At 70.6% G+C, this 13518-nt stretch carries 14 protein-coding genes and 2 pseudogenes; 3 read left to right on the forward strand and 13 right to left on the reverse strand.

Features of this window, described 5'->3' with window-relative positions:
• Nucleotides 1-29: 29 nt before the first annotated feature.
• A complete protein-coding gene (locus ACF9IK_RS19170; protein ID WP_395295402.1) occupies nt 30-1022 on the reverse strand; it encodes an ATP-binding protein in 993 nt (330 codons plus the stop codon).
• 266 nt (nt 1023-1288) lie between these two features.
• Here ACF9IK_RS19170 and ACF9IK_RS19175 point away from each other — a divergent pair, with 266 nt between their 5' ends.
• Nucleotides 1289-2182 (forward strand): oxidoreductase, encoded by an 894-nt coding sequence (locus ACF9IK_RS19175; RefSeq protein ID WP_395295403.1) that lies wholly within the window; start codon nt 1289-1291, stop codon nt 2180-2182.
• Between the two features lie 466 nt (nt 2183-2648).
• Here the strand turns inward: ACF9IK_RS19175 and ACF9IK_RS19180 are convergent.
• A pseudogene (locus ACF9IK_RS19180) lies at nt 2649-3446 on the reverse strand (HAD family hydrolase); the annotation flags it as partial.
• Between the two features lie 1047 nt (nt 3447-4493).
• On the opposite strand from ACF9IK_RS19180, the gene ssd reads away from it, so the two are divergent.
• Both ssd and ACF9IK_RS19190 read left to right on the forward strand, forming a co-directional pair.
• Complete coding sequence (ssd, locus tag ACF9IK_RS19185; protein WP_395295404.1) at nt 4494-5615, forward strand: septum site-determining protein Ssd; 1122 nt, start codon at nt 4494-4496, stop codon at nt 5613-5615.
• Nucleotides 5615-6634, forward strand: a pseudogene (locus tag ACF9IK_RS19190) (TadA family conjugal transfer-associated ATPase); the annotation flags it as partial. The gene ssd and the pseudogene ACF9IK_RS19190, both read left to right, overlap by 1 nt.
• Before the next feature lie 186 nt (nt 6635-6820).
• On the opposite strand, the gene ACF9IK_RS19195 reads toward ACF9IK_RS19190, so the two are convergent.
• From ACF9IK_RS19195 to ACF9IK_RS19240, 11 genes are all read right to left on the reverse strand, one after another.
• Nucleotides 6821-7702, reverse strand: coding sequence for a phosphotransferase family protein (locus tag ACF9IK_RS19195; RefSeq protein ID WP_395295405.1), 882 nt, complete (start codon nt 7700-7702; stop codon nt 6821-6823).
• 68 nt (nt 7703-7770) lie between these two features.
• Nucleotides 7771-8256: a glycine-rich domain-containing protein gene (locus tag ACF9IK_RS19200; protein ID WP_395295406.1), complete on the reverse strand. Its 486-nt coding sequence runs from the start codon at nt 8254-8256 to the stop codon at nt 7771-7773.
• 238 nt (nt 8257-8494) lie between these two features.
• Nucleotides 8495-8731, reverse strand: a complete 237-nt coding sequence (locus ACF9IK_RS19205; RefSeq protein ID WP_395295407.1) for a hypothetical protein — start codon at nt 8729-8731, stop codon at nt 8495-8497.
• Entirely contained in the window at nt 8724-8933 is a 210-nt protein-coding gene (locus ACF9IK_RS19210; RefSeq protein ID WP_395295408.1) for a hypothetical protein, read from the reverse strand. The genes ACF9IK_RS19205 and ACF9IK_RS19210 overlap by 8 nt, the downstream gene beginning before the upstream one ends.
• Nucleotides 8933-9133, reverse strand: coding sequence for a hypothetical protein (locus ACF9IK_RS19215; protein ID WP_395295409.1), 201 nt, complete (start codon nt 9131-9133; stop codon nt 8933-8935). Before ACF9IK_RS19215 ends, ACF9IK_RS19210 begins: the two co-directional genes overlap by 1 nt.
• Before the next feature lie 95 nt (nt 9134-9228).
• Nucleotides 9229-10077: a helix-turn-helix domain-containing protein gene (locus ACF9IK_RS19220; protein ID WP_395295410.1), complete on the reverse strand. Its 849-nt coding sequence runs from the start codon at nt 10075-10077 to the stop codon at nt 9229-9231.
• 6 nt (nt 10078-10083) lie between these two features.
• Nucleotides 10084-10602: a DUF6879 family protein gene (locus ACF9IK_RS19225; RefSeq protein WP_395295411.1), complete on the reverse strand. Its 519-nt coding sequence runs from the start codon at nt 10600-10602 to the stop codon at nt 10084-10086.
• Nucleotides 10583-10846, reverse strand: coding sequence for a hypothetical protein (locus tag ACF9IK_RS19230; RefSeq protein ID WP_350558561.1), 264 nt, complete (start codon nt 10844-10846; stop codon nt 10583-10585). The genes ACF9IK_RS19225 and ACF9IK_RS19230 overlap by 20 nt, the downstream gene beginning before the upstream one ends.
• Nucleotides 10847-10987: 141 nt before the next feature.
• Nucleotides 10988-11200 (reverse strand): hypothetical protein, encoded by a 213-nt coding sequence (locus ACF9IK_RS37050; protein ID WP_428846372.1) that lies wholly within the window; start codon nt 11198-11200, stop codon nt 10988-10990.
• Nucleotides 11201-11551: 351 nt separating this feature from the next.
• Nucleotides 11552-12418: a P22 phage major capsid protein family protein gene (locus tag ACF9IK_RS19235; protein WP_395295412.1), complete on the reverse strand. Its 867-nt coding sequence runs from the start codon at nt 12416-12418 to the stop codon at nt 11552-11554.
• A 24-nt stretch (nt 12419-12442) separates the two neighbouring features.
• On the reverse strand, nt 12443-12817 hold the full coding sequence (locus tag ACF9IK_RS19240; RefSeq protein WP_395295413.1) for a hypothetical protein: 375 nt from the start codon (nt 12815-12817) through the stop codon (nt 12443-12445).
• Nucleotides 12818-13518: the final 701 nt, after the last annotated feature.

The following is a 13518-nucleotide window of genomic DNA, read 5'->3' on the forward strand; positions in this document are numbered from 1 at the left end:
TGCGCGACGCTCGGCCGACCGGATGCTGCTCAGCCGAGTGCCCCCGCGGTCGCGGCCTGCTCGCCGCCGAGGACGAACTCGTGGTCCACCTGGGTGGCGAGGTCGATCCCGACCTTGGCGTTGGCCCAGCTCTCGGCGTTGCGGAGGTGGAAGAGGACGGCCTGCTCGGTGTAGCGGCGGGCGTCCCGCAGCTCGTGCGCGGCGTCGGCCTCCTCGCGCAGCCGCTCCAGCACGGTCCGGTTGCCGGGCTCCAACGCCCGCAGCGGCGGCTCCGCGCCCTGCTCCAGCCGGCGGACCCAGTCCGAGTGCCCGAAGGCGGTCAGCAGGTCGTCGCCGACCTCGCGGCGGAGGAAGTCCAGGTCGTCCGGGCCCTGCACCTTGTTGCCGACCACCCGGAGCTGCACGTCGAAGTCGCGCGCGTAGTCCTTGTACTGGTGGTAGACCGAGACGCCCTTGCGGGTCGGCTCGACCACCAGGAAGGTGAGGTCGAAGCGGGTGAACAGCCCGGAGGCGAACGAGTCGGAGCCCGCCGTCATGTCGGTGACCACGTACTCGTCCCGGCCGTCCACCAGGTGGTTGAGCAGCAGCTCGACCGCGCCCACCTTGGAGTGGTAGCAGGCGACCCCGAGGTCCTCCTCGGTGAACGCGCCGGTCACCAGCAGTCGCACCGATCCCTCGTCCAGCGCGATCGGGCGCGCGCAGGCCGCGTACACCGGGTTCTCCTCGACGATCCGCAGCAGGCGCGACCCCCGGCCGGGCGGGGTGGTCTTGATCATCTCCTCGGCGGAGCGGATCAGGGGGTTGGAGCCGCGCAGGTACTCCTTGATCTCGGGCAGGTGGGCGCCGAGCGCCGGCAGCTCTGCGGCCTGGGCGTCCGCCAGGCCGAGTGCCGGGCCGAGGTGTTGGTTGATGTCGGCGTCGACGGCGATGACCGGGCGGCCGGTGGCGGCCAGGTGGCGGATGAACAGTGAGGACAGCGTGGTCTTCCCGCTGCCGCCCTTGCCGACGAACGCGATCTTCATCTGGAACTCCGGCTCTCGCTCTGGGGCCCGCCCTCGGGCCTCGTGCTCGGTGCCTCGCCCGCGCCGCTCCGGGCCGCTCGTCCAGAGCCGGTGCCGACCGCGCCGAGGCAGGACGATCCCCATAGTTGGAAATCGTTATCGTCTCCGATAGCGGCCATGCTATCGGCGGTTTCGGGTTCGTCGTCGGAGGGAAGTGACGATTGCCTCGAACGGGTGATGCGGGGTTGCTGTTCCAGCAGAGGCGTCCGGTCACTACTCTCGGGTAGGTGAGCACTGGAACAGATCCCCTCGCCCCGCTGGCCCAGCTCCCCGGGGTGCCGGACGCGGTGGCCGAGGTGCGCAAGGCCGTCGACCGCCTCTACGGGCACCGGGTGATGCGCCGCCGCGCGGCCGAGGTCACCTCCGAGTCCGCCCTGCGCGGCGCCCGCGCCTCAGCAGCGCTGGCCGGGGCCGACTGGCCGCTGGAGGAGGTGCGCCGCCGCAGCGACTTCAGCGCCGACGAGGAGGCCCGCACCGTCGGCGCCGCCCTGCGGATCGCCGCCGAGGCGGGCCAGCTGCTGAGCGTCTGGCGGCACTCGCCGCTGCAGGTGCTGGCCCGGCTGCACCTGCTGGCGGTCGGCGACGCGGACCCGGCGGCGGGTCGGCCGCGACAGGCCGGCGAGCCCGCCGAGGATCTGTTCCCGCTGGAGCTCCAGCCGGTGGAGGGCGTCGGCGCCGCTCCGGCGCCGGCCGGGCCGCCGGCCGCGCTTCCGCCCGCGCCGGGGGCCGAGGAGGTCGCGGCCCGGCTCGACCAGCTGTCCCGGCTGCTGGTCGCACGGGCCGAGGGGCAGGGCGTCGGGACCCCGGCCCTGGTGGTCGCCTCGGTGGTGCACGGGGAACTGCTGGCCCTGCGCCCGTTCGGCGCCCACAACGGGGTGATCGCGCGGGCCGCGCAGCGGATCGTGCTGATCGCCGAGGGGCTCGACCCGAAGTCGATCTGCCCGGCCGAGGTCGGTCTCGCGGAGCTCGGCACGGAGTCCTACTGGCGGGCGCTTGCGGGCTACCTGGCGGGCACCCCGGAGGGTATGGCGGCCTGGATCGGCCACTGCGGGCGGGCGCTTCGGCTCGGCGCGCGCGAGAGCACGGCGGTCTGCGAGGCGATGCAGCGGGGGATGGTCTGACGGCTCCGGCCCGGCCGGTGCCGTCGGGTGCGGGGGCGCGGACGCGCCGGCCCGGGAGCATGCGGATGCGGCGGCACCTGATCCTGCCGGGTGCCGCCGCTGGCACAGGTACCGGGTGACCATGCATGCACCGGAAGTGCCGATCAGACGGGGATCCTGCCCGTTCGTCTGGTCCGGCGGCCCGACAGCGGGTCGGCTGCATGTGGGTGCTCGGCTACTGTACACACGGTCCGTGGGGCCTGAACTGCGTTGTCGGTTTGACCTCTTCGGGTCCTGACCGGGTCTCGCGGGCCGTGCTTCATTTGTATCGCGTTTCGGGCGAAAGGGGAACCCGAAACGAGAAGTCTTCGGCTTTTGCCCGTTTTGTCCCAAAGTGCAGGGTTTAGCGGTCCCCTCCGCCGGTTCGTGGGCCGTGTTCGGCTGCGGGCGCGGGGGTTCGACCCCGCCTGGTGCGCGCGGGCTCCGCTCAGGCGGCCGGGCGGCGGCGGCGCGCGGCGTACCAGACCACCCCTGCGGTGAGCACCGCCGTGCCGACCGCCACCGCGGTCAACACCGAACGGCTCGGCGTGGAGAACTCCGGGAGCCGGCGCCGCAGTTCCACCGGTCGGTCGAAGACCAGCACCGGCCACTCGCGGGCCACCGCCTCCTTGCGCAGTGCCCGGTCCGGGTTGACAGCGGACGGGTGGCCCACCGCCTCCAGCAGCGGGAGGTCGGTGGAGGAGTCGCTGTACGCGTAGCACGCGGCCAGGTCGTAGCCCTCGACCTCGGCCAACTCCCGGATGGCGGCGGCCTTGTTCTCGGCGTAGGCGTAGTACTCGATCTCGCCGGTGTAGCGGCCGTCCTCGATCTTCAGCCGGGTGGCGATCACGTGGTCCGCGCCGAGCAGGGCGCCGATCGGCTCGACCACCTCGGAGCCGGAGCTGCTCACGATCACCACGTCGCGGCCGGCCGCGTGGTGCTGCTCGATCAGCGAGGCGGCCTCGTCGTAGATGATCGGGTCGATCAGGTTGTGCAGGGTCTCGGCGACGATCTCGCGGACCTGCTGGACGTTCCAGCCCCGGGTGAGCGCGGAGAGGTACTCGCGCATCTTCTCCATCTGGTCGTGGTCCGCGCCGCCGACCAGGAAGACGAACTGGGCGTACGCGCTGCGCAGTACGGCCCGACGGTTGATCAGGCCGCCCTGGTAGAAGGGGCGGCTGAAGGCGAGGGCGCTCGACTTGGCGATGATGGTCTTGTCGAGGTCGAAGAAGGCCGCGGTCCGCGGGCCGACTGGGCGGGTGCGGGCGGGCGGGGGTCCGGGGGAGGTGCTTCCGGCGGGCTCGGCCGGTTCGGCGGTCCCGGGAGTCTCGGCGCCCCGACCGGCGTCCGCGGCTCCGGCGGCCGGACCGGTGGTGGCCCCGCCGGTGGTTCCGGGTGTCCCGGAGGGGGTCTCGGACAGTGTCTCGGGAGCCGTTTCCGGGGCGGCGTCGGCCGTCTCGGCGGACCCGGTGGTGGAGTCCGCGGACTCGTCGGCGTACTCGTCGGCGTTCTCGGTGGTGTCCACGGGAACCGAGGATAGAGGGCGCCGCAAAACGGGCCGCCATTCGGTGTACTCGTGGGCGTGCGGGTTTGTGTTTCTGGCCGCTCGGGTACACCATGGAAGTCACGGATCGTTCGCGACCGTGCTAACCCGGTCCGGCTCCTCCCCCCCGAGTCGGGCTGTGGATAGACGACCCCCGCTCTCCCCCCCGGCGGGGGTCGTCGCACGTCCGGGGCCATTTTCAGGGGTTGAACGGCCTGTGCGGCAGATGCCTCGCCGCTCCCGGGGGTGGTCTACAGGGGATGTCGGGTCGCGGGTCCGCCGACCCACCTTCGTCACTCTGCGTTGCCGGTCGCACCTGGTGGTCGGCCGCTTCGGCATGCCCGCCGCGAAGGGTCGGAGTGACCCCGAAGGACCGCTCGGAGGGCGGGCGCGGAGGTGCTCGAAGGGGCGGCGAGCGGTGGCCGGCGGGGCCGTACCGCGTGCCCCTCCGGGCGTCGGCGTGCCCGCTGCCGGGCAGGCGCCCGGTCGGGCGGTTCTCCACAGTGAGGCCTTTTCGTCAATTCTTTGCGCAATAGCCCCCCGCCCGGGTGAACGTTGTTATCCACAGCCCCCGAGTTGTCCACAGGGATTCGGAACCCGCCTGACGGAAACCGCACCTCCCCCCACCGTGGTGCACGGCAGCGGCTGCCGCGGCCTCCTTGCGAGGTCCTGGCCGGCCGCCTGCCGGACCATCCGGACGCGTCCCGGACCGCCTCGCGCGGGATGGGCGCCCGCTGAGGGGAGAGCACCATGTCGACGCCGATCGCCGGATACACCGCCGCACCGGGCCCGGGGGCGGGCCCGCTGGTCGTCACCGACGACGAGGCCCTGGCCGAGCACCTGCTGCGGCTCTGCGCGGCCGCCGGCACCGAACCCCGGCTGATCCGGGGCGCCCCGCCGCCGCGCGACCTCTGGGAGGGCTCCTCGCTCGTGCTGGTCGGGGACGACCAGGTCGAGCGGTGTGCGGTGATGCCCCGCCGCACCGGCGTGCTGCTGCTCGGGCTGGACCTCGACGACCCCGGCGTGTGGGTCAGAGCCGTCCAACTCGGCGCCGAGCACGTGCTGTTCCTGCCCGACGCGGAGGCGTGGCTGCTCGACCGGATCGCCGACGCGGTCGAGGGGGTCGGCACACCCGCGCTCACCGTCGCGGTCCTCGGCGGCCGCGGTGGTGCCGGCGCTTCCACCCTGGCCTGCGCGCTCGCGGTCACGGCCGCCCGGACGGGCCGCCGGACCATACTCGTCGACGGCGATCCGCTGGGCGGCGGGATCGACATCCTGCTCGGCGGCGAGACGGCCGGTGGCCTGCGCTGGCCCGACCTGGCCGGTGCCCGCGGCCGGGTCAGCGGCGCCGAACTGGCCAAGGCGCTGCCGGTGCTGAAACGGCTGACCGCGCTCTCCTGCCTCTCCTGGGACCGTGGCGACATGCTCGCCGTGCCGCCCGAGGCGATGCGCAGTGTGCTGGCCGCCGCCCGGCGGCGCGGGGGGCTGGTCGTGGTCGACGTCCCGCGCCACCTCGATCCGGCGGCCGGCCAGGCGCTTGAGCAGGCGGACACGGCGCTGCTGGTGGTTCCCGCCGAGCTGCGCGCAGTGGCTGCCGCCGACCGGGTCGCAGCCTGCGCCCGGATGCGGCTAGACGACCTGCGGGTCGTGGTGCGCCCGCTGCGCCCCTTCGGACTCCCGGCCCACCGGATCGCCCGCGGGCTTCGGCTGAAGCTCGCGGGTGTCCTGGAGGGCGAGCCCGGCCTGGCCGTCGACGTGGAGCAGGGCGTGCCGCCCGGAATCCGCGAGGGCGGACCGCTGGCGCGGTTCTGCCAAACCTTCCTGGACGAGGTGCTGCCGCCGGTTCCGGCGGTCGGAGGAGGTGTCTACTGATGGTCCGTCTGCGCAGGATGTGCAGTGGGGCGGCGGCCGGCGGCCCGACCGAGAGGACTGGTGCGCGGGAGCACCGGTGGCTGAGCAGCGTCACGGCGGCCGACGGGCCGCCGGGGCGCCGTCCGGGCCCGGAGCCGAACCCCTACGGGCGAACCGCCCGGGAGGAGCGCGCCGCGGCGCTGGTGGACGCGGTGCGGCTCCGGTTGGCGGAGTCCGGGGCGCCGCCGACGGCCGGGTCCGTCGCGGCGGCGCTGCGGGCCACCAGGCCGCCGCTCGGGGGTGACGAAGTCCTCGACACGGTGCGGTCGCTGCGCGCCGAGCTGGTGGGTGCGGGCCCGCTGGACCGGCTGCTGGCGGCGCCCGACGTCACGGACGTCCTGGTGAACGGTCCGAACGAGGTCTGGGTGGACCGCGGCGGCGGGCTGCGGCGGGCCGTCGGTGTCCGATTCGCCGATGCCGAGGCGGTCCGGCGGCTGGCCCACCGGCTGGCCACGGCGGCCGGGCGGCGACTCGACGACGCCCGACCCTGGGTGGATGCACGGCTCCCGGACGGCACGCGCCTGCATGCAGTGCTGCCGCCGATCGCGACCGGCTGCACCCACATCTCGCTCCGGGTCTGCCGACCCCGCCCGTTCACGCTCGACGAGTTGGTGGCCGGCGGGGCGGTCCCCGAGGCCGGCGCCGGGCTGCTGGCGGACATCCTGCGCGCGCGGTTGTCCCTGCTGATCTCGGGCGGGACGGGCACCGGCAAGACCACGCTGCTGTCGGCCCTGCTCGGGCTGGCCGGACCGGACGAACGGATCGTCGTCGTCGAGGACTCGGCCGAGCTCCGCCCGGCCCACCCACACGTGGTCCGGTTGCAGAGCCGGCCGCCCAACCAGGAGGGGATGGGCGAGCTGACCTTGCGCGACCTCGTCCGCCAGGCCCTGCGGATGCGCCCCGACCGGCTGGTGGTCGGGGAGGTCCGTGGAGCCGAAGTGTCCGACCTCCTGGCCGCGTTGAACACCGGCCATGAGGGCGCGTGACTGCGATAACCGTACACGTATTCGCCCCGTTGGGTATGGGATCCCCGGCCATCCGTCACGGGAATGAGACCGCACGACCGGGGCCGGACCCGCTGCGCTTGGCGTGCCTTCCCCGGCAGCGGGAGTCAGGGGCCCGACCGCCTCGCGGGGGACGTAGGCGGCCGGGCCGGTCTTGGACGGCTACCTGAGCCGGTGGCGGAGCCAGGTCAGCCCGGGGGTGCTGAGCCCGTCCCACGGCGCACCCGGGGTCTCGGCGGCGCGCAGGGTCCACAGACCGGTGAGGATCGCGCCGAAGGCTGTGATGGACCACGGGGAGGCTTCCCGCCACATGGCCACGCTGTCGGCCCATTGTTCGGCTTCCTCGGGCGTGTGTCCGGCCTCGATCAGCCGGATGACCACGTATGCCGTGTCGGCCCATGGCGCGCCGGGGGCGGGGAATGCCCAGTCGATGACGCGTACGGTGTCGCCGTCCACCATGAGGTTGGGGCCAGTCAGGTCAGTGTGGACCAGGGTCTTGCCGTCGATCAGGTCGGGTGCTTCGCGTTCGGCCATGATCAGCGTGTCGAGCCGTTCCATGATCCACGGGTCGAGCCGGTCACGGTGCTGGTCGCCGATCTTGTGCCAGAAGTCCTGACCGGACCACCGGTCGGCCAGGCTGAAGGCCCGCAGGGGTGGGGCCGGGGTCAGCGTCTCGGCGAGCATTTCCAGCGTCCGGCTGATCAGCGGCAGATCGGCGGAGCCGGGCGACAGGTCCGCGTGCCTGCCGGGGGCGTATTCGAACCCGAGGGCCAGCCACCCGGCGGCCTCGATCTTCCAGAGCATCCGGGGGGCGATGCTCGCCGGGATCACGGTGTTCACGACCGACTCAAGGCGGTGCATCCACGCCTTGGCGTTGTCCTCGCGGACGGCCTTGCAGAACACCTGCCCACCGGTCGTCTCCAGAGTGGCGGCGAAGTCGGAGACGGTCCCGGCCGTGGGCGACACGGCGCCGTCGACCACCCCCGTCCGGCCTTCGATGCTCGCGCGCAACTCGTCCGGCAGGTCGTTCCAGGCGTAACCCATCGTGGGTCCTTCGGGTTCGGGCCCGCCCCGCTCCGGGGAACAGAGGGGGCGGGCCAGGTGATCAGTTGCTAGCTGTTGTGGCAACCACGGTGGCACTGCGAGCAGTTGCCGCTTCCGCTGGTGTCGCTGCCGTCACCGCCGCTGCCCTCCGAGCAGTCGGCGGACATGCTCCACAGCTCGGTGTCCACGGCGAACCCGCTGGCCTCGATGATGGCCACCGTGGCGGCGATGCTCACGCCCTTGGTGGACTCGTCCGGGCCATCGGTCGGCACGTGGTGGAGGAACCGCCCGGCCACCGAGCGGCAGAACCTCGCGTAGTCCCGGGTGTGCAGGATGAACGTGTGCCATCCGACGTCCACCAGGCCCGAGGGGGACAGCCCGGCGTCCGGGTTGACGGCACACGCCCCGAGGAAAGCGAGCGCCTGGTCCATGACCCTCTCGGCGAGCGCCTGGTCCATGTCCTCGTCCTTGACGATCCGGGCGACCAAGCGCCCGAACAGCGCCGGGTCCACCAGGGTCCGGCCGATGATCCGTTCCGTGCTGATCGAGGTCACTGCGGACTCTCCTAGCTCTGGTTCGGACCCAACCCGCTTGTGCGGGAGGGGATTTGGCTGCCCGCATCCGGCAGCCGGCGAATCCGCTGGGGTCGCCTGCTGCGGGCGGGAGTCTGTGGGGCCCAAGAGGGCCGGTTCTGCTGCCACCAGGGCACCGGGGCAGGTAGGCCGTCGCGTGCTCGGCGCTGTCCCGCCCACAGCCCGCCGATACCGAAGACGGGAGGGGCGTAGGGGTCCATCAGCGGCTCGGGTGGTTGGCCTCGCGCACGCGGGCCAGCAGCTCGGCACGCCTCTGCCGCTCCTCGGCCGTCAGGGGCACCTCTGTGTGCTCTTCCGGGGTGAGGACCGGCCGGGGTCCGGCGGGTCGCTCCGGGGGCCAGCGGTGGGCCCTCAGCCACCCGAACGGGTCCAGCGGGTCAGAGTCCTCGGCGGGGCTGTCAAGGGCCGGTTGCGCGTCGTCCTGGCGGTCAGCCACGGGGGCCCCCGGGGGTCAGGCACTCCCCCGACTCGGCGTGTCGGCGGCGGAGGATCCTCACGTCCGTGCGGAGCGAGTAGTTCAGCCCCTCCGGGTCCTGGATCGCCTGCTGCGCCATGGCGTCGTACCACCGGCAGGTGGGGCACTCTCCGGCGTCCGTGGGCCGCTCCTCGGGCAAACGCCGGGTGATCTCGTACAGCATCACGCGGCCCCCTTGTCGGGGCAGTGATCCGCGCCGCAGGTGCAGGGAGGCCACTCGCGCAGGATGCCGTCACGCGTCACCCGCATGGACAGCTCGGCGTCGTAGCCGGTGAGCGGGTTGTTGATGGGGTCGCGTTGGCGCTGCTCGGCCCGGTACTCCTCGCGGGTCTTGGGCTTGCGTGTGCTGGTGCTCACCGCCATGCGGGCCACTCCCTCGGACTGGTCAGAACCGATGGGCAACACGCTAGGTAGTCAAGCAAGTTGGGATCTATGAGATTGCACGAGATTGCAGGCCGTCACCCGAGGGCATTAGTGGCTGCGGTGATCAGCGCTCGGGCCTTCAGGCCGTAGACCGCCATGTCTGCCAGGGTGGCGAACGTGTCGGCGTACATAGCCACCTCGCTGGGCTGCGTCAGCGTGAGATGTCCAGAGACAAGCTCAACGTTCACTTGCGCCGTGTCGAAGATCCAAAATCCCTCAACGGGCATCCGGGCACGGTGCAGTCGAGTGGGGACGACCCCAACGCTGACGTTCGGCAGTGCGCTCACGGCGACCAGCCGTTCAAGCTGCTCGGCTTGGGTATCGGCGTCACCCAGCCCGTTGCGAAGGACGGACTCCTCCAGCAGGAACGCAAACCGCCGGTGTCCGTCGCGGAGCACGCGTTGCCGCTCCATTCGAACCGCTACCGCGTCGGCCACATCGTCGACTGACACGCGCCTTTGTTGAACGGCGCGCAACACGTCCTCGGTGTAGCCGTACGTTTGAAGGAGGCCGGGCACAAGCCAAGACGAGTAGGCCCGGAACCAGTGAGTCCGTTCGAACAACGGCAGAACGGCCTGTTGCGCCCTTCGCAGCCCCGCACGCTCCATGCGGCGCCACTCGACCCACATGCCTTCCACGGCGCGCAGGGAGGCGACCAGATCCGCCGTCTCGTCCTCCCGGCCGCAGGCACTGCACCAGGCGCGCAGATCGTCGGCGGAGGGCGACGTCTTGGCGCCGGCGATCCGGGACACCTTGGACGGGTGCCAGCCGCACAGGGCGGCGAGTTGCTTGCCGTCCAGCCCGGCGTCCTTGCACATCTCCCGGAGGCGATCTGCAAGGACTTGCCGGGCAGCTTGGACGTGGGACGAACCAGACACGGACATGATCGGTCAGACCAGCTTGTAATCCTCGTGCGGCGTGGCGCGCTCCCACACCGCTTCGAAGGCGGAACTCACCAAATCCACGGCGGCCGGGTCCGTCCGCCACTCCCGGTCCACGACCTCCCCGACCCCGGAGAAGTACGTGAACAGCACTGTCGACCCGTCGAACATCCACAGGTCCGTTCCTGGCAGGGCAATGTCGGCAGCCCTTCGCCGGGGCAGCCAGCGGACCTGTTCGCCCGCTGCGACGTTGGCGAACGTAAGGTCGTGCTCGTACCGGATGTAGTCCGTCACCGGCTCCGAGACGATTCGGGCCCGCCGCATGACCACTCCGCGTCCGACGGTCTCGGCAGCAAGGTCGGCCCAGGATCCCCACCAGTCAGGCAGGTTCGCCGGATCGTTGCGGTACCGATGGCCCGCACGCCAGCGCGCGAACTCGGGATCGTCAGGCGTGTAGCTGTCGCGCATCTCTAGGTGCACGGCGGAGTGTCGTGCCTTGGTCAAGCCCTCACGTACGGGGTACTTCACCGTTTCCGCCCTCCGGTCGCGGGATGTACTTCAGCATCACGGCGGGAAGCCGGATGATCGTCTCGTGTCCGGGAACGTCCGTGCTGTGACCGGGAATTGACCCGATCTCCTGACACGCCTTCACCTCTTCTTCGGTGGCCTTGTAGGACTGGATCAGGAGATCACCGGTGTCCTCGTCCAGCCAGATCGTCGGCGAGTCGTCGACGGGGGTGTTCGGAATGATCCCGAGGAAACGCAACCTCATGACATCTCCCTGTGTCGAGCCGATTGCAGTCAGTTGCACGACTATCGCCCCGTCAGTCGATCAGCACAAGAGGGCGTCAGGGCAAACGACGAAGGGCCCCCGCCCGACCCTGTGAAGGGCCAGGCGGGGGCATGAGGGCGCTCAACGGTCCCGGTAGGGGCGTCGGCGCCACAGTCCACGGTCGTCCTGCCAGAGGCCCACCGTGGCGGGCGGGAGGCAGTAGCGAGCATGGTGCGGGCCTGTGCGGTGGGCGTCGCCCGCTCGGGTGCTGGCGAACGTCTCGTGACAGGCCGGGCAGTGCTCGGCGCGCTGGCCGGACCATGACCGCCCGCACTGCGGGTGAGTGGTGCGCATAGAGGAACCTGCCTTGCTGCCAGAGCGAAGATTTGGCGGCCCGAGGGAGGTCGGGTGGACTGGTTGGGCTCCGGCATGCTGCCGGGCCGCCCACGGCTCGGCGTGGCACTCCCATGGGCGTCGCCTGCCGGTCGGCGCCCTCGCGTGCGCACTCACGCTCGCGTCACGTGCACGCGCTCCCTGCACGCGCGCGTATTTCCCACCCCTGAAAACGGACCTCGCCCTTATGTCGCAGGGGATTTTCAAGATCACTCAGGTTGGGAGACCCGTAGCCAGGCCGGATCCTGCTATCACGTAGCGATAGGGGAAGACCGGGAAGGGGGTCGCCCCCCACCCTCAATACCGCTACTTTCAGGCCGACTTGAGCTTGAGACCCACAGCACGGTTGGCATCGAGCGTGGTCGCGCCGACGAACGTCGAAACGATCGAACGCTCTTGAAGTGCCTCGGAGTTGAAGTCCCGCAGGTACCGCAGCGCGTAGCCCTGGCTCTGGACCGAGGCTGCGTACGCGACGCCAAGCGGGGCGTTCGGCGCACGGACGGCCAGGGCAAATGCCTCGGAGGCGAACGCGACAGCACCCTTGATGAACGGAGAGAAGTACACATCGAAGCCGTACAGGCGGCCTACAACGCCTTCCCGCAGGGTGTTGGCGCTGCCCGCGTCGTCTACGGCCGACAGGTTCGGATCGGCCAGCATGGCGGCCTTCACATCCGCATCGACCACAAGGTACCGGCGGTTGCCGACCTTGGCCTTGTCGAGCACGGCGCCCGCAGCGATCACGGCCTTACGCGGGAATGCGGCGTCGATCTCCAGCGCGTTGGCGGCGGTGGAAAGCTTGTTCATCTCCGCCGCAATGGTCTGCTCCACGAATTCACCGACACCGGCCGTCTGCGGCACGAGAACCTGCGCACCGAAATCGACAATGTCCAGCGTGAGATCTTCATCGGTGAGATCAACGGCGCTCACGGCGTGCGTCTTCAGCTCCACGGGAACGGAACGCTCGTTGATCTGAGTCGCAATGGCGCTCACACTGCCGGTGAACGCCTGTGCCTTGACAATATTGGGCAGGCGCACGCGCACGCGGCTGCCGACACCGCCGGAAAAGTCCTTCTCGGCGTCGCGGTGGACGAGCCGGCCGAGGACTAGCTGGGCTTCGAGAAGGCCAATGCCGACCCTGGCCATGATGTCGGACTGCTCGAAATGGTTGGGTGAGGTCATTCAGCGATTCCTAGGGGTAGACGGCTATGACTCGAATCGGCGCCGGATGACCTCGCTGGTGAAGCGGGCCATCATGTCGCCGATGCTCTGGAAATTCCCGGGGCCAACGCTGGGCGTTCCGCCGGAAGCTGGCTGGGCCTGGACTGGCGGCGCGGGCAGCTGCGCGGGGGCACTGCTCTTCGCAATGGCACCTAGCCGCTCGGCATCGGCGGTCAGCTCCGCCTCTGTATCGCCCTTCAGGCGATCAGCGAGCTGAATTGGAATGCCGTACCGAACTGCAAGACGGCCACGGAGAGCGCTTGCTTCCTTGCCGGTCAGTTTCTTCTGGGCTGCTGTTGCTGTTTCCTCGGTCGCCTTGGCGACTGCGGCACGGACGGTCTGATCGTGGCTGTTACTCACAGGGTCCCAATGGAGCGTAGGAACTGGACAGCGCAGCGCGACGGGGGCTTAAACACAGAAAGGCCCCCGCCACTGCGGTGCGCATCGACAGGGCCCGTCTAACCCTGGAGCGGCACCCGCAGCAGCGGGGGCGAAATCGGCGCGTCCGTGACGAAGGATCGAAGGCACGGACGGCCGAAGCATGGAGTTGTTGTGGTGCGCCAGACGGAGGCGTACCAGCGGCGGGTGCGCGGGCCCGAGCGGCGGACCTTCCGCACCGAATCGGCCGGTCGCGTCCGCAGGACGGGCGGAACGTTGTCCGCCTGAATGATGAGAGCCCGGCGGGCTGAAACGCCGGGCTTCGACCCCATCAGGGTGATTAATGGGGGGTGGTTAAAGGTTCACCCCCCATCCTCGCCCATCACCCACATTGATGGGGGGCGGTAAAGGCGGGGTGCGACGGCGCGCCGGCGCCCAGAGTGACGAAATGACGAAATGAAGCGGCTTCCAGCATTGCGCGCATAGAGGTAGAGAGAGATTTGCTGTATGCGTGGATGCCAGAACTACGTCATTTCGTCACTTCGTCACACTCAACAGCAGATCATGAACGATTAGCGATCGATCGGCAACTCTGTGTGCTTGCGCTCAGCGCGGCGTCGTTGTCTCCCGCAGTGCGCCGCTCCGGCCGGGGCCGGAAGCTACTGTGGTCCGGATCACAGAAA

The sequence above is a fragment of the Kitasatospora hibisci genome (genome assembly GCF_043950205.1).
GTDB classification, from domain to species: Bacteria; Actinomycetota; Actinomycetes; order Streptomycetales; family Streptomycetaceae; genus Kitasatospora; species Kitasatospora hibisci.

Coding starts and splice junctions, on each gene's coding strand:
- ACF9IK_RS19170 (WP_395295402.1), bottom strand. CDS start 1,022: ATGAAGATCGCGTTCGTCGGCAAGGGCGGCAGCGGGAAGACCACGCTG.
- ssd (WP_395295404.1), top strand. CDS start 4,494: ATGTCGACGCCGATCGCCGGATACACCGCCGCACCGGGCCCGGGGGCG.
- ACF9IK_RS19195 (WP_395295405.1), bottom strand. CDS start 7,702: ATGGGTTACGCCTGGAACGACCTGCCGGACGAGTTGCGCGCGAGCATC.
- ACF9IK_RS19210 (WP_395295408.1), bottom strand. CDS start 8,933: ATGCTGTACGAGATCACCCGGCGTTTGCCCGAGGAGCGGCCCACGGAC.
- ACF9IK_RS19215 (WP_395295409.1), bottom strand. CDS start 9,133: ATGGCGGTGAGCACCAGCACACGCAAGCCCAAGACCCGCGAGGAGTAC.
- ACF9IK_RS19220 (WP_395295410.1), bottom strand. CDS start 10,077: ATGTCCGTGTCTGGTTCGTCCCACGTCCAAGCTGCCCGGCAAGTCCTT.
- ACF9IK_RS19230 (WP_350558561.1), bottom strand. CDS start 10,846: ATGAGGTTGCGTTTCCTCGGGATCATTCCGAACACCCCCGTCGACGAC.
- ACF9IK_RS37050 (WP_428846372.1), bottom strand. CDS start 11,200: ATGCGCACCACTCACCCGCAGTGCGGGCGGTCATGGTCCGGCCAGCGC.
- ACF9IK_RS19235 (WP_395295412.1), bottom strand. CDS start 12,418: ATGACCTCACCCAACCATTTCGAGCAGTCCGACATCATGGCCAGGGTC.